Here is a 20,777-nt window from a genome sequence, read left to right on the forward strand (position 1 = left end):
TGCGCACCCTCACCAGCGCCGGCGGCTCCACCGACCGCACCATGGTCTGGGACTACTACCCCGACGGGAAACTCAAATCCCGCAGCGACAGCGGCACCCCGGTCGGCAAACACGAAATCGTGGTCGACAACTCCGACAGCCCACGCGTCACCTACACCGGCTCCGGCGCGACCCGCGACACCAGCGGGACCGGCTACCAGGGGTTCGACTACCACCGCGCCCCGGACGGCACGTTCACCTGGAACCCGGTGGTACCCGTCGGCGGCACCTACGAGGTGTTCGCCCGCTACCCAGCCGGCGCCAACGCCACCCAGGCCGCCACCTACACCGTCGACAACGGCACCACCCGCACCGCCAAGACCGTCGACCAAACCCAGGGCGGTGGCACCTGGGTCAGCCTCGGCAACCACCAGCTCACCGCCGGCACCACCACAAAGATCGAACTCGCAGGCGGCGCCGCGGCCGGTGACCTGCTCGCTGACGCCGTGAAACTTGTCCGCGACAACACCGGTGTGCCCGACGCCGAAGCCAAAACGTTCTCCCACGGCTACGACGCCAACGCCAACCTCACCACCCTGACCGACTCCAGCCCCGGCACCCCGGTCGACACCTATGCGATGACCTACAACGGGCTCAACCAGCTCACCAAGGTCGAAGAAAAACTCGCCACCACCATCAAGAACACCACGCTGTTCACCTACAACGAGAACGGCGCCATCAAAACCCGCGACCACGACCGCCAAGACTCGGTGTTCGACTACAACACCCGCGACCTACTCGACAAGGTCACCAACACCGAAACCGGCGGCACCCCCAAGATCACCGCCTTCACCTACACCCCACGCGGCCAACTCGACATCGAAACCAAAGCCAACGGCAACACCGTCGACCACGGCTACCACCTCGACGGCGCCCTCGCCACCCAGATCGAGAACAAGACCGACGGCACCCTCGTCGCGCAACATCTGATCGAGTACACCCCGAACGGCAACCGCGCCACCGACCACACCAAGATCCAGAACGCCGACAACCACACCGCTTACCTCGACCACATCTACAACTACACCTACGACCCCCGCGAACGCCTCTCCCAGGTCCAGAAGAAGAACCCGACCAGCGGCGCGGTGATCGAGTCCGAGACCTACCGGCACGACGCCAACAACAACGTCATCGACCAAACCGTCGACGGCACCCAAACCCAGTACACCTACGACCGCAATCGCCTAGTCACCACCACCTCGGGTGGTGTGACCGGTAGTTACAACTACGACCCGTTCGGACGCCTCGACACCGTCTTCTCCGCCGGTCAGATCATCGAGCACTACGTCTATGACGGGTTCGACCGCACCACCAAACACCGCGCACTCGACGACACCGGCGCCATCGTCGACACCACCTACACCTACGACCCGCTCGACCGCACCACCACCAAGACCGACAAGGCGGGCACGCCCGAGGCGAAGACCACGGACTTCGCCTACCTGGGCCTCACCGACAAGGTCGTCGCCGAAGAGATCGCAGGCCAGCTGGACCGGACTTACCAGTACGACGCCTACGGCCGCCGCCTCACCCAGCAGAAGAAGGACACCGACGGTTCGGGACCGGAGGTCGCCGAAGACGCCTACTACGGCTACAACCCCCACACCGACGTCGAAACCCTCACCACCGCTGCGGGAGACACGAAGGCCACGTACGGCTACACCGCCTACGGCAGCAACGACACAGAGTCGTTCACCGGTATCGACAAACCGGACACCCAGAACCCGGGCAAGGAGCCGTTCAACTTCTACCGCTACACAGGCAAACGCTTCGACCCCGCGTCCGGCGGCTACGACATGGGCTTCCGCGACTACCAACCCGGCATCAACCGCTTCACCGTCCGCGACACCTACAACGGCGCCCTCGCAGATATGAAACTGGGCACCAGCACCTGGACCGGCAACCGCTACAGCCTCGCTGGCGGCAACCCCATCACCGGCGTTGAGATCGACGGCCACATCATTTACCTCGGCGACGGCAGCGCCAGCATCCCAAGAGCCGCCGCCTCCGACACCACCATCGCCGCAGCGGCGGAAAACGCGGCAAGAGGTGCAGCGGTCGTTAACCGTTCGGGAGGCACCGATATGCCGTACACGCCGACTGACTCGTCGCCTTATAAGGAGCTGTCGACCTCTGACCAAATTCACAACAGCGATCTTCTTGCGTCGCAGTCAATGCTGCTAGCTGAGGGTGTTGGTGCAGTATGTGCAATGTATGACGAATTGGCTTGCGCTTTGTGGAACCGTTATGCTGACCATTCAGGCGCGGACTTCATAGTCGATCCCAGTGAACTTGTAAAAGATCCAGACTTCGGCGACAGGGTTTCCGAGGAGAAGGATGTGCTGGTGGAATTGGCGACGGCGGAGTGCAGGGGTCAGGGGCGGTCTGTGTGCACGGTGGCTATCGACAGTAGATGGCGGGATGGGCAATTTGAGAATAACGACTCTCATAAATTCGGCATTGGTAACTTCAAGTTTCGGATTCGTGGTCAGATAGAGGTGTCGATCGGTTCGGATGGCACCACAACAGCAAAAGGAAAATACAGTCTGGACATGTACAAAGATTGGAACTTCGACCGAAATAAGTCAGTCTTTGGCGGCCTCGTCTCACTTGAGCAGTTCGCGATGATGCCGGGCCTTGGTATCGCACGCGAGTTCGCGATGTATGGCACCTCCACGATGGAGTTTTGAGCTGCTGTACTATGAGCCATGTGATCGCTCTTTGGGTGCGAAGCCGACGGGTTGTCGCCGCGGCCCTTACTGTCCTGATAGTGATGGTGGCGGTGGTCGCGTGTGGTCAGACCGACCCGCGGGCATACCCTGGCAGTCAATCCAGATCCCTGGAGAATATGCTGGAATGGTTCGGTTTACAACTCCCTTTGTGTGACTACTCTGGATTGAGATACTATTCGAGCGACGACTTTATAGGTGATCTGAGTCTTACGTTCGATTCTTCCGAAAAATGCGTGAATATGTACTTGCGACAGTTGCACGTGGACCCCATGGAAGACGTCCATGTGCGACCGGGGAGTCAGCCTGGAATGAATAGAGGTACTATCGACAAGTTGGATTGGCCTATTGCGTCGACGAAGAAGTTGTATCGCACTTACGAGGGGGAGGTGAAAAATAAGTCGTGGTTTGACATCGTTGTTGACTGTATCCATCAATCATGTTCCTTCTACCTTGATGGCGGCGCATATGGCCCCGCGCCGCCCAGGGCCTAGACAAAGCCCCGATTCCGAGCTTGTCAAGTTGTCTATGAGCCGTTTTCATCCTGGTCTGGATGTGTTGGCAGGTAACGCTTCTGGCTGGTCACAGGTTGGTGATCATCGGCGTGTCGGCGCCTGGACGTGGTGAAGCCCCTGGTAGCAGAGCTTTCGACCAAGATCGTTCTGCTAGTACCCAGGGGCTTCAGGTGTTGTTTTACCGTGCGGCGCTGCCGTTGTCACATCAGACCCTCACGTTCGTGTCCGGTCTGGTCCGCGTCCATCGTCGGGAGATCGGTTCGGTATGGCGGGCGCTCAACCCCGGACAGCAGGCCCTGCTGGTGCTGGTCTACCTGCGTAAAGGCGAGCCGTTCGCCGAGGTCGGGGCTGGGTTCGGGGTGTCCACGACGACGTGCTGGCGGTATGTGAACGAAACCGTCGAACTGCTCGCTGCGCGGGCGCCGAAACTGCGAGCCGCGCTGCGCGAGGCGAAGCGTGAGGGTATGGCCTACGTGATCATCGACGGCACGCTGATCCCGATCGACCGGATCGCCGCCGACCGGCCGTTCTACTCGGGCAAACACAAGCGCCACGGGGTGAACCTGCAGGTCATCGCCTCGCCGGACGGGACGATCCTGTGGGGGTCCGGCGAGTTGCCGGGCGGCACGCACGACACCGCCGCCGCCCGGATCTGGAACGTCCTCGCCGCCCTCGAAGAAGCCGGGCTCATCGCGTTGGGCGACAAGGGCTACCACGGCTACGACCAAGCCCAGGAACGCGTGATCACCCCCTACAAAGGCAAGAACAAACCCGAGTCCCAGAAAGCTGCCAACCGGGCCCACGCCCGGCTCCGCGGCCCCGGTGAGCGAGCCAACGCCCAGCTCAAATACTGGCGCATCCTGCACAAAGTCCGTGTCAGCCCACGCCGCGTCGGCCGACTCGCCAAAGCCATCCACGTGCTACAGAACTACGAAGCCACCGCAGGATGAAAAGGCTCAATGGAAATGCAAACTGGGGTAACAAATTGGGCCAACTCCCGGGGGATACAAGGAGTGGGACGTGAATGCTATATCAACTCTCCCAGTCTGTGATGTCTCGGGCTGCGGAAAGGTGATCAGAGGGCCTGAGCGTCTGCTGACACCGAAAGATGGCCCAGGGTCGGCGTATTACACTCCGGCCCATTACGGAACCTTCTACTATGTTGGCGAATTTACGGGGCGATTCGATCTTGGTTTCATTCGATGTGAGCGAGCCTCGAGGGCCTTGGGTGATTTTTGGGCCAGAAAAGGCCGAGGTGCTCCACCGTCAGCTTAGTGCCCTGGAAGCCAGGGGTGGCCGCGTGTACAACTTCCAGGCTCGAGATCTCCGTCGGGCAGACGATATATTTCGATTGTTTGCCGATGAGTTTCGATTTCCGAACTATTTTGGGCGCAACTGGGATGCGATGGTTGACTGTCTCGATGACCTTTGTGTGGAGGTCACTGGTGGAGTCGGCGTGGTCGGCGTGATCCATGAGGCTGAGTCCCTCATGGATTCCGATCTGCTGAGGCTATTTGTATCCGTACTTTGTCAGGGTGCGGCTCGCGCAAATTCTGATGTAGATCTGGATGGGGATCCCCTCGATCGGCCCGCAATCTCCCAGCATTTTGTCTTCCTGATGACGGATTTTGACGCTCTGGGTTTTGCGGGCAAGATTGATCATCCTGATCTAACTGTGGTCGAGGATGAAGAATTTGTCACAGTCACCTTGAATCCTGATGTCTGGTTTTCCTGATCGCTCCTGCCTGGCGCCTATCGCCCGGAGGCGGGGCTGCGCCGGCGTCAACAACCGTTGTCACGTCATCCGCCGAACTGCCGCTCATCGTAACCACGGCTCGGCGTCGACCGCGATGGTCGGACTCGACACCCTTGTCGGCGTCGGCGCGATCGACATCATTCGGAGCCCCGGGAGTCAGGTTGGTTTGCGGGCCCACGCGGTGATCATCGGTGCGAGCATGAGGTGTAGGGCGCCGCTGGTGAGGTTTTTCAGGTGTGTCTCGATTTCCTTTTCGGTTGCCAGGTTCGCGGCCAGTAGTTGGTCGCGTACGTGTTGGATCGTGGCTGCTTCCAGGACGACGCAGGCGCGTGATCCGATCGGGCAGTAGGCCTCCGCGTTGACATCCTCCAGGTCTGACTCGCGTAGCAGTCTGTGCAGCGTGCGACCGTAGGCCAGGTCGGCGCCGCGTTCGGCCAGTAGTGTGCGGATCTGCGTGCGCAGTCGGTTCGCCAGCTTCTCGGCGGGGCCGCGTTCGTCGGGGCAGGCCAGTGGTTGCAGCGCCGGGTCCGCGTCCTCGATGACCAGCCAGCCGCCGGGCCGGAGTGCGTCGATCATGACTCGCAGCGCGGCCGCGCGATCCTTCAGGTGGACCAGCACCAGCCGGGCGTGGACCAGGTCGAACTTCTCGGCGGGTGGTGGGTCGGCGATGACATCGTGTTGACGTACTTCCAGTGCGCCGCCCGCGGCCGGTTCGGTCCACGACACGTCGATGTCGGTGGCCAGCACCCGGCCGCTGGGGCCCACGCGCGCTGCCAGGCCGTGGGGTACCGACACGCCGCCGGCGCCGACCTCCCAGCACCGCCATCCTTCGCCGAGCCCCAGGTCGTCGAGGTGGCGGAACGTCCACGGGTCGAACAGTTCGGCTAGTGCCGCGAACCTTTCGCCCGCTTCCGGGCGGCGGTTGTCGAGCAGGTAACGGTTCACGGCACACAGCATGGCCCCGTGAACGGCGCGCGAGTGCGGACGTTGACCGACGTCACGCTTTCGAGTTGCTCGGGTCCTATCCGGGCCGCGCACGTCGTCGAACAGCGCGGGTCGTCACCACCGTGACCGCTCGCGGCCGCCCTCCGGTCCTTCGGCGCCCTACCGGTAGTGCCCCGGCCGCGTGAGGGTGTCCGGCAGGCGCGTGACCGCGTCGCCGATCGCGCCGTTGACCTGGTACTGGGTGAGGAAGAGGGAGGTCGACAGGTCGGCGCCCGAGAGGTTCGTGTTGAGCATTTCGGCGCCGAGCAGGTCGGCGAGGCCGAGGTCGGCGCCGGTGAGGTTCGCGCCGGTCAGGAACGCGCCGCGCAGGCCGGCCCGCCGGAAGTCCCGGCCCGACAGGTCGCGGCCGAGGAGGAGGGCTCCCCGGTACTCCTGGTCCGCGCCGCCGCGGATCGTGGCGGAGGCGCGGAACAGGAGCTCACCCACCAGCTCCTGGTGCGCGCTGACGTCCAGGTCGGCGGTCACGTTGTCGGCGAGGTCCTCGGTGGTCTCGATCGCCCGCTCGGCCTCGTCCCGCATGGCCGGGACCCTGGCGACGACCTCGGTGAGGTGCCAGAGGAGCTCGTGCAGCTTCCGCATCACCTGGAACGTCCCGAGCATGTCCGGGGCGGACCGCCAGTCCTGCCCGCCGAACTTCTCGTGTACGACACGCTGCCCGGCGCCGAAGCAGTCGTAGACCGTGCAGCCCTTGAAACCCTTCTCCCGCAAGGAGTCGTGGATCCCGCAGCGGTGGTCGGCGAGCAGGTTGGGGCACGGCCGGCCGGCCGGTTTGGTGATCGCGAAGAAGCCCGACTCCTTGAACGAGAGCGCGACGCAGCACAACCCGACACAGTCGGCACAGTTCGACCGCAGTTCGACCACGGGCCAAGGATAGGCACCGGCACCGCGTACCGGTCGGAAACCGGCGCATACGCCGGTCGTTGTAGGCGTGGTGTCTCTCGGCAGTGGATGTGCGAGCCTGCGCCCGCCGCCAGGATGATCGACCATGCCGTTCTACCACGCGCCGCTGTCCATCGGGCTGAGCCTGCTGCACCTGTACGTGTGGTGGCGGCTGGTCAAGCAGGGCACGGCGCCTGGCCGGGGCAGGTGGATCGGCACCGGTCTGCTGGTCGTGCTCGACCTGTTCATGGTCGCGGCGTTGCTGTTCAGCACCCGGACCGCGCCGTCGGCCGCGGGCTGGTTCGCCTGGCCGGGGTGGCTCTGGTTCGGCATGTTCTTCTACGTCGTGCTCGTCGTGCTGGTGCTGGAGGTTCCCCGGCTCGCCCTGCGGCCATGGGTGCGGCGCGACCCGGACGGCACCGGGATCTCCCGCAGGCAGTTCCTCGCCAGGGGGACCGCGGTGATCGCCGGGACGACCGCGGTCGCCGCGGCGGGGTTCGGGGTTCCCGCCGCGTTCGCCGACCCGGCGGTGGTCACGACCCGCGTTCGCCTGCCGCGCCTGGATCCGAGGGCGAGTGGTTGCCGGATCGCGTTGGTCAGTGACCTGCACCTCGGGTCGCTGCGCGGGCGCGCGTTCACCCGGCGGGTCGTCGAACTGATCAACGCGGCCCGGCCCGACCTGGTCGCCATCGCGGGCGATCTGGTCGAGGGCACGGTCGACCACCTGGCTGACGCCGTCGAACCGATACGCGGCCTGCGCAGTACCCACGGCACGTTCTTCGTGACCGGGAACCACGAATACCACTACCGCTACACCGAATGGGTCGACCACGTCCGCACCCTCGGCGCCCGGCCGCTGCTCAACGAGCGGTTGACGATCACGCACAACGGAGGAGAGTTCGAACTCGCAGGGGTGCTCGACCCGGGCGCGGAGGTGGAAGGCGAGCAGGGGCCGGACCTCGAACGCGCACTGCGCGGCTGGGACCGCAAGCGGGCCGTGGTGTTGCTCGCGCACCAGCCACGCGTCGTCGACGAGGCCGCCGCGGCCGGGGTCGACCTCCAACTGTCCGGCCACACCCACGGCGGACAGATCGCGCCGTTCACCCTGCTGGTGAACGCCACCCAGCCCACGACCGGCGGCCTGACCACCCGCGGCGACACACAGCTCTACGTCACCAAGGGGGCGGGCTTCTACGGCCCACCGATGCGGGTCGGCGCGCCATCGGACATCACGATCGTGGAGATCCACTCCGGCTGACGGGAAGTCGGTGGTGGTTCACCGGTGTTCGTGGTCGTCGTCCTGAGACGCCCGCGAGCAGGTTCTCCACCGCCAACAGTCCCATCGCCGCTCTGGTGCGGGTCGTGGTGCTGCCCGGGTGCGGGACCACGGTGACGGAGTCGAGTGCCAGCAAGCTCTCCTCGACCTCGGGTTCCCGTTCGAACACGTCGAGCCCGGCCGCGAAGATCACGGCGTTCTCGACGGCGCGGGCCAGAGCCTTCTCGTCGACGATGGGGCCGCGTGCGGTGTTCACCAGCACCGCGGTGGGCTTCATCATGGCGAACGTCTCGTCGTTGAACAGGTGCCGGGTCATCGGGGTCAGCGGGGCGTGCACCGACACCACGTCCGCTTCGGTGAGCAGTTGCCCCAGATCGCGCCGGCGCACGCCGAGTTCGGCTTCCCGCTGGGCAGGCAACCGCCGCGGCGCGGTGTAGACGACGTGCATGCCGAACCCGCGTGCCCTGCGTGCGACCGCCTGCCCGACCCGGCCGCAGCCGACGATGCCGAGCACCTTGCCGTGGAGGTCCTGTCCGAGCACCATCCGCGGGCCCCGGACCCACGGCGCGCGGGGCCGCGGAAACCGGTCACCTCCGGCGATCCGCCGAACGGACGCGAGGATCAGCGCCCACGTGAGGTCCGCGGTGGACTCGGTGAGCACGTCCGGGGTGTTGGTGACCAGCACCCCGCGCCGGGTGCATTCGGCGACGTCGATGTTGTCGTGGCCGACCGCGTGGTTCGCGACGACCCGCAGGTCCGGGCCGGCGGCGTCGAGCAGTTCGCGGTCCACTCTTTCGGTGAGCATGACGAGCAGGCCGTGCCTGCCCTCAGCCCGCCGCAGGAACTCGGCTCTCGGGATCGCATCCGGCGGCCCGGTGTACACGTCCGGAGCGCAGCGGCCTTCGAGCGCGCGCATGGCTTCGGGGACGAGTTCTCTCGTCAGCAGCACCGCGGGCGGAGGTTCAGTCACGGGCCGGTTCCGTCCCGAGTCGGGTCATCCGTCATGTGGTCGGCCCACTGTGTCCGCCCCGGCAACCTGAGAACAATCCGTACGAACACGTAATCAGGCGGTACTGCCTACGTAGTGGTGTGCGGTGCGTATACCTATTGGACGCAAAGCCCGGGAATACGTATCGATTCGCGGATTGTTTCGCGCGCGGCTCCTGCCGATGCTCGGTTGACCGACCACGCCGTGACCTCTCGGCCACGGTGGGTCGTCGACGCGAGGGAGTCGGAATGCGCAGTAAACGATCATGGTTGGGTGGGGTTCTCGGGTTCGCGGTCGCGCTGTCGGCGTTCGCGCCCGGGGCCGCCACCGCCGCCGTTCCGCCGGACGATCCGGCCTACCAGGCGGTCAACCCGACCGACACCGCTCCTGCCCCGGACGACGACGCGCACGGCCAGATCATCGGCGGTGAGCAGGCGTTCGTGAAGGATCACCCGTTCGTCATCGCGATGCTGCGGGAGGGCGGTCCCCGGCCACAGGGCCAGACCTGTACCGCGGCCGTGGTGGCACCGAAGGTGATCGTCACCGCGGCACACTGCAAGGACGGCGACGGCACGAAGACGATGCTGTACGGGTCGGACGACCTGACCCAGCCCGGCGGCACGGAACTCGCGGTCAAGGAGTACCTCCAGCACCCGAACTACAGCCCGCCGAACGGCTGGCAGACCGGCTGGGACGTGGGCGTCGTCGTCACCGAGGAGACCATTCCGGTCCCGGCGGGCTACCAGTACCCGCGGGTCGCGGACTCGAACGACGCCGCGCTCACCCAGCCAGGAAAGAGGGCGTTGCTGCTCGGCTACGGCCGCGTCCGCGACGGGGAGAACGAGTTCGGCCACCTGAAGAAGGTCGAGGACTTCCCGATCGTCGACGGCGGTGACACGTGTGGCTCGTTCGGCTCGTTCAACGGCCAGTACATGGTCTGCGGCGGCTACCAGGACGGTCACGACGGGATCTGCCAGGGCGACAGCGGCGGCCCCATGGTCGTCGACGGCGTGATCGTGGGCGTCGCGTCGTGGGTGCGGACCGGCTGCGGCAGCTACGGCGCCTGGGGCAGGCTCACCGGCGTCATGGGGGACTGGGCCAACGAGGTGATCGACGAGTACGCCGACCCGGGCACGCCGGTGGCGTCGTTCACGGCGGACTGTTCGGCCACGGAGGCGTCGTGTGCGTTCGATGCGTCGGCGTCCTCCGACCCGGACGGTTCGGTTGTGTCGTATGGCTGGGATTTCGGTGATGGTCAGTCGGGTAGTGGTGTGGGGCCGTCGCACACGTATGCGGAGGTCGGTGACTATTCGGTCGTGTTGACGGTGACCGACGACGACGGGAAGACCGACACCGTGTCCAGGCGGGTGACGGCTGGTGAGCCGCCGCAGACGGGTGAGCCGCCGCGGGCGTCGTTCACGGTGTTCTGTCAGTGGGCGGCGTGTGATTTCGACGGTGGTGGTTCCACGGATGCGGACAACGACATCGCTTCGTACGCCTGGGTTTTCGGTGACGGACAGACCGGGACCGGTGTGACCGCGTCGCACACGTATCCCAACCGGCAGGCCAACTACACGGCCACGCTCACCGTGACCGATCGTGGCGGGAACACCAACACGGTCAGCAAACAGATCCAGTGCTGGAGCTTCGGTAGTCAAGCATTCTGCTTCAGCCAGTGATCGCCGCTGGGGCGTGTGCGCGCTTCCCTGCTCGCGGGCACGCCCCAGCCTCGCGCCGGTGACATCGCGTGCTCCCTGTGGTCACGACCCGACGTGCACTGAACGGATGTACGCCCGCTGTCGGCACCGGGATCACGTCGCCGGTCTGCCGGGCGTCACCGACAGCGACCTGTACGCCGCCGACGACGCCACGACCGGGCCGTCCGCCAGATCACCGAGTGGCAGTCCGCGCCCCGTGGACGAACGACGGGCGCACCGCGGGCATTCCGCTGCTGCCGTCGGCGGCGGTGCGCACGGCGAGGATCTGGTCCACACCCATCCGGTTCTCCTCGAACGCCAGCGCGCCGCCCGCGAGGTACAGGCGCCACACCCGGACGTGCTGCGGTCCGATCAGGGCGGTGGCTTCCGCCTCCCGTTCGTTCAACGTGGCGAGCCAGGCGCGGCAGGTCCGCACGTAGTGTTCCCGGAACGCGTCGACGTCACGGATCTCGAACCCGGCACGCTCCAGATGGGACAGTGTCGTGCCGACCGGGCGCATCGTCATGTCCGGTGCGATGAAGCGTTCGATGAAGGCGCCGCCGCCAGGCGCGGTCACACCTCGCGACATCTGCTGCAGCAGGAGCCGCCCGCCTGGCCGCAGTGCCCGGTGAAGGGTGGCCGCGTAGCCCGGGTAGTTGGCTTCGCCGACGTGCTCGCCCATCTCGACGGACGCGACCGCGTCGTACCCGGCGTGGTCGATGTCGCGGAAGTCCTGCAGGCGGACCTCGACACGACCGTCCAGTCCGGCCGCGGCGACGCGCGCGGCGACGTGGTCGCGTTGGCGCGCGGCGAGGGTGATGCCGGTCGCGTGCACGCCGTGGTGTTCGGCGGCGTGCAGCAGCAGCGATCCCCAGCCGCAGCCGACGTCGAGCAGTCGCTGCCCCGGCCGGAGGTCGAGTTTGCGGCAGATCACGTCGAGCTTGTCGGTCTGCGCGTCGTGCAGCGTGTAGGCGTCGTCGTCGGTGGTCCAGTACGCGCACGAGTAGGCCATGTGCGGGTCGAGCAGCAGCGTGTAGAAGTCGTTGGAGAGGTCGTAGTGATGGGCGATCGCGCGCCGGTCGCGACGCCTGCTGTGCAGCCTGCCGACGAGCCGGGCCTCCGCCGCCGGCGGTCGTGGCCGGGGACCGAGCACGCCGAGCGAGCCCGCGAGCCGGAGCACGGCGGGCCACTCCCGAACGCCCATGCGGACGCGGTCCAGTCCCAGCCGCCAGAACCGGCTCAGCCCCTCGGCCAGGTCACCCTCGATGTCCAGGTCCCCGGTCACGAACGCCCGTGCGAGACCGAGTTCGCCTGGTTGCCACAGCACGTGCCTCAGCGCACGACGGTTGCGCAGGACCACACACGGTCCGTCGGTGGCACCGGCCACGCTGCCGTCCCACGCGCGCACGCCCACCGGGAGAGGAGCGCCGATCAGGCGCTCGACCACATCGGCCACCCGTCCCGCCGCACCGCTCATCCGTGCCTCTCCTTCGCCTCAGGTCGAGTCCGATGTGAGGTGTTCGCCGCGCGGCGGCTGTCGGATTGGCTTTCGGGTGAGGGATTTCGGTGTGGGTGTCGATACGATGACGAGCGTGGGATGCCAGAACCGCACTGCTCGACGAGGTCGCCGAGCAGTGCGTGACGCCGGTTCTCACGGCCGCGGGTTTTCGCAAGGCGGGTAAGCGCCGTTTGTCACGTGGGGGATTCTGTGTGATCGGGTCGAGGTTCCGCCTGGGGACGCTGGTTCGTGCGGTACGGCCGTCACCGAGACCCGCTGGGAGGTCTCGTTGACGGGCGGCACCGACGAGATCGGTGCCACCCCGCGCCGGTTGTTGATCGACGGTGGTCTGCTGGACGGCATGCTCACGCCGCTCGAGGTGCAGTACCCCGAGCCCGACCTGACGACGCCCTGACGACACCGGAACCACGAGCTGTCGGTCTGGCTGCGACAGCGACTCAACGCCCGCCTGGCCGACCGCCCCGCGGCTACCGGCTGATCACCGGGATCGTGACCGCGACGGGCACGCTCAGGTGGGGCCGGGTGTTCGCGACGTCCCGGTAGCCGCCGGCGGCCAGGTGCCGTTGGTACACCACGGTCAGCGTCGCCTGGCCGCGACCGGTCATGGTCACGGTGACCCGGTTCCCCTCGACCGTCACGGTGCCCGCGTTCGCGGGGCGCAGCGTGGCCCGTACCCGGTTCAGCGGGTTCGTCAGGTCGAACTCCGCGCCGGGTGCGCTCCGCACGTGTGCTGTCGTCGATGCCGGTAGGCCGGGTTTCGTTCGCAGCAGGTGGTCGGCGGTGCTGATGGCGAGCGGGCCGACGCCGCCCGGCAGCGGTTCGTCCGACGTTGACGCGTGCATGGTCAGGTCCGGACCGATGGCCATGGCCGACGTGTAGAGCGCGCGGGGCGACGTCGTGGACGGCCTGCCGTGGTGGACGTAGTGGAGCTGTGTGCCGTCGGGGGACGCGATGACGCTGCCGTGCCCGGTCGAGTACAGCGACTGCGCCGGGTCCTGGGACAGCACCGGATTGGCCGCGCTCTTTCGCCACGGGCCGAGTGGGCTGCGGGACGTGGCGTAGCCGACGCCGTAGAACTCGTTCTCGAAGTTGTTCGCCGAGTACGTCAGGTAGTACAGCGGTTTCCCTTGTGCGTCAACGGTTCGCAGCGTCGTCGAGCCCTCGGCCCAGCGCCGGTCCTTCTTCCGGCCACCGCTGTTCGCGTAGTCGTCGACGTGCGCGTTCTCCCAGTCCTGCGGGTCGGCGCCGTAGTTCAGGATCGGTACGAAGCCGTCCTTGCGGGTGCCGGCCGGGTCGTCCGGGGCGAGGTTCGCGTCGCGGTACGCGGGAGCGATGGCGGGCATGGTCCGCCCGGCCGGGTCACGCCACCAGTCGCCGGTGAGCTCGACGGCGTAGATGTTGGACTCCTCGATGTACTTGCCCAACTCGGCGTCCCACACCCAGTTCCGGTAGGCGTTGCGCGAGTAGTACAGGTAGATCCGGCCGTCCGCGTCGAAGAAGACGTTCGGGTCGATGAACGGGATGTAGGTGCCGAGCGGCGCCGTCTGTCCCTCCTCCAGGGTGGCGGGCGGCTTCTTCTGCGTGGCGTCCATGATCAGGTTGACGTCATGGTAAGCCGGGTCGTACGGGTGGTAGTCCAGCGGCGCCTCGACGATGTCGCGGAACGGTCCGGCGGGCGAGCGTGACACGGCCACGCCGACCTTGCTCGCCTCCTCGAAGTCCGGGTACCGGAAGTGTTCCGCCACGTTCCGGTTCATCCGTCCCGCGTAGAACAGGAAGTACAGGCCCGTGTCCGGGTTGTGGTAGACCTCCGGCGCCCAGAACCAGTCGTGCGCCCAGTCGCCGTCCTGCCCGGCTTTCAACGCGCCGCCGGGCACGTGCTCCCAGGTCGCGAGGTCGGGCGAGCGGTAGATCCCGAAGTGGTGGCCGGGATCGGCGCCCTCGGTGGAGTACGCGTAGTAGTAGCCGCTCGCGGCGTCGAACAGCACGTGCGGATCGGCGCCGGGGGTCGCGGCGTTGTTGTGGTAGGTCGCGTCGGTCGTCCACCGGGGCTGGGCCACGGCTCCGGCAGGTGCGAGCACGGGCAGCAGGGCGGCGACGAGGACGAGCAGGGCGTTCCTTCGCATGGTCCCATCCTGCCGTCTCGGCGGTGTGTCCGCGCCACGTGAACGGGACGCTGTTCGCCGTGTCAGGAGGCGTGTCAGGCCGGGAGCAGGGCCGTGACAGCGCCGCCTTCGACAGTGTGGGCATGACGGAAACGGCGATCGAGGCCTCCGGGTTGCGGAAGGCCTACCAGGACAAAGTGGTGCTCGACGGCATCGACCTGGCGGTCCGGGCAGGGGCTGTGTTCTCCCTGCTCGGACCCAACGGGGCAGGCAAGACGACGACGGTCAACATCCTGACCACCCTGGTGCGGCCCGACGCCGGGACCGTGCGGGTGGCCGGGTTCGACGCGGCCGCCGACACCAGGGCGGTGCGGGCCGCCATCGGGGTCACCGGGCAGTTCGCCTCGGTGGACGACCTGCTCACCGGCGAGGAGAACCTGCGGTTGATGGCCGACCTGCAGCACCTCGGGGCCCGCGAGGGCAAGCGGGTCGTCGACGGGCTGCTGGCGCGGTTCGACCTCACCGAGTCGGCGCGGAAGATGGCGTCGACGTACTCCGGCGGCATGCGGCGCAAGCTCGACCTCGCGATGACGCTGGTCGGGCGGCCGTCGATCATCTTCCTCGACGAGCCGACCACCGGGCTCGACCCGCGCAGCCGCCGGACCATGTGGGACATCGTCCGGGAGCTGGTCGCCGACGGGATGACGATCTTCCTCACCACGCAGTACCTGGAGGAGGCCGACCAGCTCGCCGACCGTGTCGCCGTGCTCGACCGGGGCAGACTCGTCGCCGAGGGCACGCCCGGCGAGCTGAAGCGGCAGGTGCCCGGCAGCCACGTGCGGCTCCGGTTCGCCGCCCCGGCGCACCTCGACGCGGCCGCCCGGGTGCTGGCCGGGTCCACGCCCGAACCCGAGAGCCTGACCCTGCGGGTGCCCAGCGACGGCGACGTGAAGTCGCTGCGGTTCCTGCTGGACCGGCTCGACGAATACGCCGTCGACGTCGAGGAGTTCTCCGTGCACACGCCGGACCTCGACGACGTCTTCCTCGCCCTCACCGGAAACCCGAGCACGGAGGCCCAGACCCGATGAGCACCGCACTGATCGACTCCGCGACCATGCTGCGCCGCAACTTCAGGCACACGATGCGCGACCCGGTCGTCCTGTTCAACGCGATCCTGTTCCCGATCGTCATGATGTTCATGTTCGTCTACGTGCTCGGCGACGGGTTCGACGTCGGCGGCGGCGACTACGTCGACTACGCCGCGCCCGGCATGGTCATGCTGGCCCTCTGCTACGGCATGGGCGCCACGGCGACCGCCGTGAACACCGACATGACCAAGGGGATCATCAACCGGTTCCGCGTCATGAACATCTCCCGCGGCGCGGTGCTGACCGGCCACGTCGTGTCCACTGTGCTCCGCACGCTGATCGGCATGGCCGCGATCATCGGCGTGGCCTTCCTGATGGGGTTCAGCCCCGACGCGACCTTCGCGCACTGGCTCGCCGCCGCCGGGATCCTCGTGCTGACGGTGTTCGCCGTCACCTGGCTGACCATCGCGTTCGGGCTGGCCGCCAAGACGCCCGAGTCGGCGGGGTTCTTCGCCGTGCCGCTGATCATGCTGCCGTTCTTCTCCAGCGCGATCATCCCGGCCGAGAAGATGGGGCCCGGCATCCGGCAGTTCGCCGAGTACCAGCCGTTCACGCCGATCATCGAGACCGTCCGCGGCCTGTTCGACGGCACGCTGTCGGCGGGCGCCACCATCGCCGCGATCGCCTGGTGCGCCGGGATCGGCATCGTCGGCTACGTGTGGGCGCTCGCCAAGTTCACCAAGCGAGTGTGACCGCGACCAGCTCGTCCCGGCTCGCTTCCGTCCCCTCCCGCGTCGCCTCGGTGAACCCCGGCTCACCGAGGCGACGCCGCGCGGCCTGCTCGATCCTGCCCACGTCCGGGTGGGCACGGTCCGGCAGGCCGCGTACCGCTGTGCTCGCCGCCAGCAGCCGCGCCGCCTGCTCGTACTGGTCCCGCCGCAGCGCCAGGTCGGCGAGCCCGACGAGCGTCTGCGCGATCAGCGGTGCGTGCCCCATCTCGGACGCCGCCGTGAACGCCGCGGTCCGGTGCGCGCGGGCCTCGTCGAGATCGTCGGCGAGGTAGCCCAGCAGGTCCTCGGTCACCGCCCGGACCTGCGCCCGTTCGGCGTGGCTGCCCAGGATGGCCGTCGCGACGTCCAGCTGCCGTCGTGCCTGGCCCGCGTCGCCGCGCCAGCGCGCCAGGTCCGCCTTCACCAGCGCCAGCTCGGCACCCGCCTCGGGCCACGCGGCGCGTTCCGCGTACCGCTGCGCCTCCGCCATCGCCGCGGCGCTCGCGTCCTCGTCGCCCATCAGCCAGTGCAGCTGGGCCTGCCGCGCCCGCAGCGGCACGACGTCCTCGACGGCGCCGACCTCGAGAACCACCGAGATCGCCTGCTCGTAGTGCTCGCACGCGCGGGTGAACTCGCCGCGCACGGACAGCTGCTGCGCCAGCTCGGTCAGCGCGAACGAGATCCCCCACCGGTCGCCGATGGCGCGGAACTCGGTGAGCGCGGTCCCGAGGTAGGTCTCCGCCTCCCGGCTGTCGTGGCCGAGGGTGATCCGGATCTTGCCGAGGTGCAGCCGGGCCAGCGCACGCACCCACGGGTCGTCGTCGGCCAGCAGCGGTTCCCACGCGGACACCAACGTCTCCGGCGCCGCCAGCATCCGGGCCAGCGCGGCGACGAGCCGCAGCGCCGGGTGACCGTCCCGCACGTCCCGGCCGTACTCGTGTGCCCTGGTGATCCAGTCCCGCGCGTCGAGCTCGCTGCTGCGCCCGGACACCCCGAACTGCGCGACGAACGCGTACACCGTGGCCCGGACCGCGTCGGGCACCTCGCCGGGCACGGCGATCGCGGCCATGATCAGCTCGTTGCCCTCGGCCTTGTGCCCGCCGAGCCACCAGTACCAGCCCGCGGCGGCGGCGAGCCGCATCGCGCCCCGCGCGTCGCCCGCCGCGAGCGCGCCACGCATCGCGGCGCTGATGTTGTCGTGCTCCGCCGCCACCGTGGCGAGCCAGGACAGTTGTTCCGCGCGGCGCAGGTGCGGTTCGGCGGTGTCGGCGAGTTCGGTGAAGTACGCCAGGTGGGCGCGGCGGGTCAGGTCCGTTTCGTCCGCGTCGGCGAGCTGTTGGGCGGCGTACTCCTTGATCGTGCCGAGCATCCGGTAGCGGAGCGCGTCGTCGCCCTCGGCCACGACCAGCGATTTCTCGGTGAGCGCGGTGAGCAGGTCGAGCACCTCGTCCCGCCCGACCTCCTCGCCCGCGCAGACGTGTTCCGCGGCCGCCAGGCTCGCGCCGCCCGCGAACACCGAGAGCCTGCGAAGGACGGTGCGTTCGGCGTCGGTGAGCAGCGCCCAGCTCCAGTCGATCACCGCACGCAGGGTCCGGTGGCGGGGTAGCGCCGTGCGGCTGCCGCCGGTGAGCAGCCGGAACACGTCGTCGAGGCGGTTGGCGAGCTGGTCGAGCGTCATCGTGCGCAACCGGGCCGCGGCCAACTCGATGGCGAGCGGCATCCCGTCCAGGGCCCGGCAGACCCGCGCCATGGTGGCGACGTCCGTGCCGAGGTCCTTGCGCACGGCGCCGGCGCGGTCGCGCAGCAGCCGGACGGCGGGGGAGGACTCGATCGTGGCCGGGTCCGCGCCCTCCTCGGGCACGGCGAGCGGCACGACCTGCCACAGCGCCTCACCGGTGATGCCGAGCGGTTCCCTGCTCGTGGCCAGGATCCGCAGGCGCCGGCATTCGCCGAGCACCCGGTGGGCGAATGCCGCCGCCGACTCGACCACGTGCTCGCAGTTGTCCAGGACCAGCAGCATCTCCCGGTCGCGCAGCGCGGCGATGACCCGGTCGGTCGGTTCCGCGTCCGGTGGGCCGCCGAGGAGCGCGTCGCGGTGGCCGAGCGCGGCGAGCGTCGCCTGCGCCACGTCACCGTCGGCGCCGATCGCGGCGAGTTCGACCAGGCGGACGCCGTCGGCCAGGTCGCCGAGCAGGGTGCATGCGGTTTCCGTGGCCAGCCGGGTCTTCCCGGACCCGCCGGGCCCGATCAGCGTGGTGAGCCGGTGCCCGGACACGAGGTCGCCGACCGCCGTGACGTCGGCGTCCTTGCCGACGAAGCTGGTCAGTTCGGCACGCAGGTTGGTCTTCGGGGGTTCGTCGCGGCGGCCCAGTTCGCCGCGCAGCAGGGCGACGTGCAGGTCGGACAGTTCGGCCGACGGGTCGACGCCCAGCGTGTCGGCGAGGGTCTCGCGCGTGCGCTCGTACGCCAGCAGCGCCTCGGCGTCGCGGCCGGATGCCACCAGGGCCCGCATCAGCGCGGCGACCAGGCGTTCCCGCACCGGGTGCGCGGCGACCAGGTCGGTCAGCTCGGTGACGAGCGCGGCACCGTGACCGAGGCGGACCTCCGCGTCGAACCGGTCCTCGAGCGCGTTCAGGCGCAGCCCCTCCAGACGGGTCACCGCGGCGTCGAAGGCCTCGCTGTCCTGCAGGCCGACGTCCTGCATGGCCGCGCCCCGCCACAACGACAGGGCCTCCCGCAGCAGGCGCGGGTCCTCGACGTCGCGGGCCTGCGTGACGAGGCGTTCGAACCGGACCGCGTCCACGTCGTCGGGTGCCACGGTCAGCCGGTAGCCGTTCGGCTGCCCGTCGACCGACCCGTCCGGCAGCACCTTCCGCAGCCGGGACACCAGGCGCTGCAACGCGTTCGTCGCGTCCGCGGGCGGCTGCTCGCCCCAGATCCAGTCGACGAGGGAGGACTTCGGGACCACGCGGCCGGGAGCCAGCGCGAGTGCGACCACCAGGGCACGCAGCCGGGCGCCCGGCACGTCGGCGATGGCGCCGTCGTCCCCGCGAACCTCGAACGGCCCCAGCAGCCCGATCTGCACGCGGCGAGTGTGCCACGTGTCCGCGCCGTGTCAGGTGCGTGTCAGTCCGCTCCGCGAGCGTGAGTTTCGCAACCACCACGGAAGGAACTCCGGTGACTCAGACCGTGCCCGTCCCGAACGGCCTGCCCATGGACCGCGACGCGGGCCCCTTCGACCCGCCCAGTGAGATCACGCGGCTGCGCGCCGCCCGCCCGGTCAGCCCGTTGCTCTTCCCCGACGGGCACGAGGGCTGGTTCGTCACCGGCTACGACGAGGTCCGCGCGCTCATGGCGGACACCCGGTTCAGCTCGCGCCTGGACCTCGACGTCGTCCACGTGCCGTACGAGACCCCCGGCATGCCCGCGGCCACCGAACCGTCGCCGCAGATGCCGGGCGTGTTCATCTCGATGGACCCGCCGGACCACACCCGGCTGCGCAAGCGGCTCACGGGCGCGTTCACCGTCAAGCGGATGAAGGCGCTCGAGGAGCAGATCGTCGAGATCGCGGAGCGGCAGGTGGATCACCTGGCGAGCCTCACCCCGCCGGTGGACCTGGTGACGGAGTTCGCGCTGCCGGTGCCGTCGCTGGTGATCTGCGCGCTGCTCGGTGTCCCGTACGCCGACCGGGAGAACTTCCAGGCCAACTCCGCGCAGTTCCTGGTGAAGGACCAGACGATCGAGGAGAAGATGGGCGCGCTGGGCGCGTTGACGGGCTACCTCACCGAACTGGTCACGAGCAAGCGCGCCGAACCCGGCGAGGACATCCTGTCCGACCTGGCCCGCCACGACGACCTCACGATCGAGGAGCTGACCGGTGCCGCGTTCCTGCTGCTGCTCGCCGGCCACGAGACCACGGCCAACATGCTGGCGCTCGGCACCTTCGCGCTGCTGGAGCACCCCGAGCAGCTGGCCGAGCTGCGCGACGACCCGGACCTGATGCCGGGCGCGGTCGAGGAACTCATGCGCTACCTGTCGATCGCGGACATCTTCTACCGCTACGCCACCGAGGACGTCGAGCTGGGCGGCGAGACGATCGGCACGGGGTCGACGGTCGTCGTGTCGTTGCTGGCCGCCAACCGCGACCCGCGGCGCTTCGAGAACGCGGACGAACTGGACATCCACCGCCAGGCGCGCGGGCACCTGTCGTTCGGGCACGGCGTCCACCAGTGCCTCGGGCAGCAGCTGGCGCGGATCGAGATGCGTGCCGGGTTCGCGGGGCTCTTGCGACGGTTTCCGGATCTCGCGCTCGCGGTCCCGGCGGACGAGGTGCGGGTCAAGTCGGACATGAACATCTACGGCGTGCACGAGCTGCCGGTCACGTGGACGGTGTCGTCCTGAAAGGACTGGA

At 68.2% G+C, this 20,777-nt stretch carries 15 protein-coding genes; 9 read left to right on the plus strand and 6 right to left on the minus strand.

All coding sequences use genetic code 11. The features are described from left to right. The 3 genes from ACIBVP_RS29790 to ACIBVP_RS29800 all read left to right on the plus strand — a co-directional run. Positions 1-2,729, plus strand: a 2,729-nt coding sequence (locus ACIBVP_RS29790; protein ID WP_396109683.1) for an RHS repeat-associated core domain-containing protein, incomplete at its 5' end; no start/stop codon positions are given. Between the two features lie 724 nt (positions 2,730-3,453). Further along, positions 3,454-4,233, plus strand: a complete 780-nt coding sequence (locus ACIBVP_RS29795) for a transposase family protein (protein WP_396109684.1) — start codon at positions 3,454-3,456, stop codon at positions 4,231-4,233. 350 nt (positions 4,234-4,583) lie between these two features. Further along, positions 4,584-5,018 carry a barstar family protein gene (locus tag ACIBVP_RS29800; RefSeq protein ID WP_396109685.1) on the plus strand — a complete coding sequence of 145 codons (435 nt, stop codon included), beginning with the start codon at positions 4,584-4,586 and terminating at the stop codon, positions 5,016-5,018. A gap of 177 nt (positions 5,019-5,195) precedes the next feature. On the opposite strand, the gene ACIBVP_RS29805 is transcribed toward ACIBVP_RS29800, so the two are convergent. Then, positions 5,196-5,984 (minus strand): methyltransferase domain-containing protein, encoded by a 789-nt coding sequence (locus ACIBVP_RS29805; RefSeq protein WP_396109686.1) that lies wholly within the window; start codon positions 5,982-5,984, stop codon positions 5,196-5,198. Between the two features lie 159 nt (positions 5,985-6,143). Then, on the minus strand, positions 6,144-6,905 hold the full coding sequence (locus ACIBVP_RS29810; RefSeq protein ID WP_396109687.1) for a pentapeptide repeat-containing protein: 762 nt from the start codon (positions 6,903-6,905) through the stop codon (positions 6,144-6,146). 124 nt (positions 6,906-7,029) lie between these two features. On the opposite strand from ACIBVP_RS29810, the gene ACIBVP_RS29815 reads away from it, so the two are divergent. Next, entirely contained in the window at positions 7,030-8,181 is a 1,152-nt protein-coding gene (locus ACIBVP_RS29815; RefSeq protein WP_396109688.1) for a metallophosphoesterase, read from the plus strand. Here ACIBVP_RS29815 and ACIBVP_RS29820 read toward each other — a convergent pair. Beyond that, complete coding sequence (locus ACIBVP_RS29820) at positions 8,153-9,169, minus strand: 2-hydroxyacid dehydrogenase (RefSeq protein ID WP_396109689.1); 1,017 nt, start codon at positions 9,167-9,169, stop codon at positions 8,153-8,155. The two genes, ACIBVP_RS29815 and ACIBVP_RS29820, sit on opposite strands and share 29 nt — an antisense overlap. 266 nt (positions 9,170-9,435) lie before the next feature. Here ACIBVP_RS29820 and ACIBVP_RS29825 point away from each other — a divergent pair, with 266 nt between their 5' ends. Then, positions 9,436-10,866 carry a PKD domain-containing protein gene (locus ACIBVP_RS29825; protein WP_396109690.1) on the plus strand — a complete coding sequence of 477 codons (1,431 nt, stop codon included), beginning with the start codon at positions 9,436-9,438 and terminating at the stop codon, positions 10,864-10,866. A 211-nt stretch (positions 10,867-11,077) separates the two neighbouring features. Here ACIBVP_RS29825 and ACIBVP_RS29830 read toward each other — a convergent pair whose 3' ends face one another. Further along, positions 11,078-12,361 carry a class I SAM-dependent methyltransferase gene (locus ACIBVP_RS29830; protein ID WP_396109691.1) on the minus strand — a complete coding sequence of 428 codons (1,284 nt, stop codon included), beginning with the start codon at positions 12,359-12,361 and terminating at the stop codon, positions 11,078-11,080. Positions 12,362-12,671: 310 nt separating this feature from the next. Between ACIBVP_RS29830 and ACIBVP_RS29835 the strand changes: the two genes are divergently transcribed. Continuing rightward, a complete protein-coding gene (locus ACIBVP_RS29835; protein ID WP_396109692.1) occupies positions 12,672-12,797 on the plus strand; it encodes a hypothetical protein in 126 nt (41 codons plus the stop codon). A 73-nt stretch (positions 12,798-12,870) separates the two neighbouring features. Here ACIBVP_RS29835 and ACIBVP_RS29840 read toward each other — a convergent pair whose 3' ends face one another. Beyond that, on the minus strand, positions 12,871-14,529 hold the full coding sequence (locus ACIBVP_RS29840; protein WP_396109693.1) for a family 43 glycosylhydrolase: 1,659 nt from the start codon (positions 14,527-14,529) through the stop codon (positions 12,871-12,873). Between the two features lie 122 nt (positions 14,530-14,651). On the opposite strand from ACIBVP_RS29840, the gene ACIBVP_RS29845 reads away from it, so the two are divergent. Together ACIBVP_RS29845 and ACIBVP_RS29850 are read left to right on the plus strand one after the other, a co-directional pair. Next, on the plus strand, positions 14,652-15,596 hold the full coding sequence (locus ACIBVP_RS29845; protein ID WP_396109694.1) for an ATP-binding cassette domain-containing protein: 945 nt from the start codon (positions 14,652-14,654) through the stop codon (positions 15,594-15,596). Beyond that, on the plus strand, positions 15,593-16,348 hold the full coding sequence (locus ACIBVP_RS29850) for an ABC transporter permease (protein ID WP_396109695.1): 756 nt from the start codon (positions 15,593-15,595) through the stop codon (positions 16,346-16,348). Before ACIBVP_RS29845 ends, ACIBVP_RS29850 begins: the two co-directional genes overlap by 4 nt. Here ACIBVP_RS29850 and ACIBVP_RS29855 read toward each other — a convergent pair. Beyond that, positions 16,332-19,451 (minus strand): BTAD domain-containing putative transcriptional regulator, encoded by a 3,120-nt coding sequence (locus tag ACIBVP_RS29855; RefSeq protein WP_396109696.1) that lies wholly within the window; start codon positions 19,449-19,451, stop codon positions 16,332-16,334. The two genes, ACIBVP_RS29850 and ACIBVP_RS29855, sit on opposite strands and share 17 nt — an antisense overlap. Before the next feature lie 92 nt (positions 19,452-19,543). Here ACIBVP_RS29855 and ACIBVP_RS29860 point away from each other — a divergent pair, with 92 nt between their 5' ends. Continuing rightward, on the plus strand, positions 19,544-20,767 hold the full coding sequence (locus ACIBVP_RS29860) for a cytochrome P450 (protein ID WP_396109697.1): 1,224 nt from the start codon (positions 19,544-19,546) through the stop codon (positions 20,765-20,767). Positions 20,768-20,777 lie beyond the last annotated feature (10 nt).

It is taken from the genome of Actinophytocola sp. NPDC049390, assembly GCF_044466355.1.
Classification (GTDB): domain Bacteria; phylum Actinomycetota; class Actinomycetes; order Mycobacteriales; family Pseudonocardiaceae; genus Actinophytocola.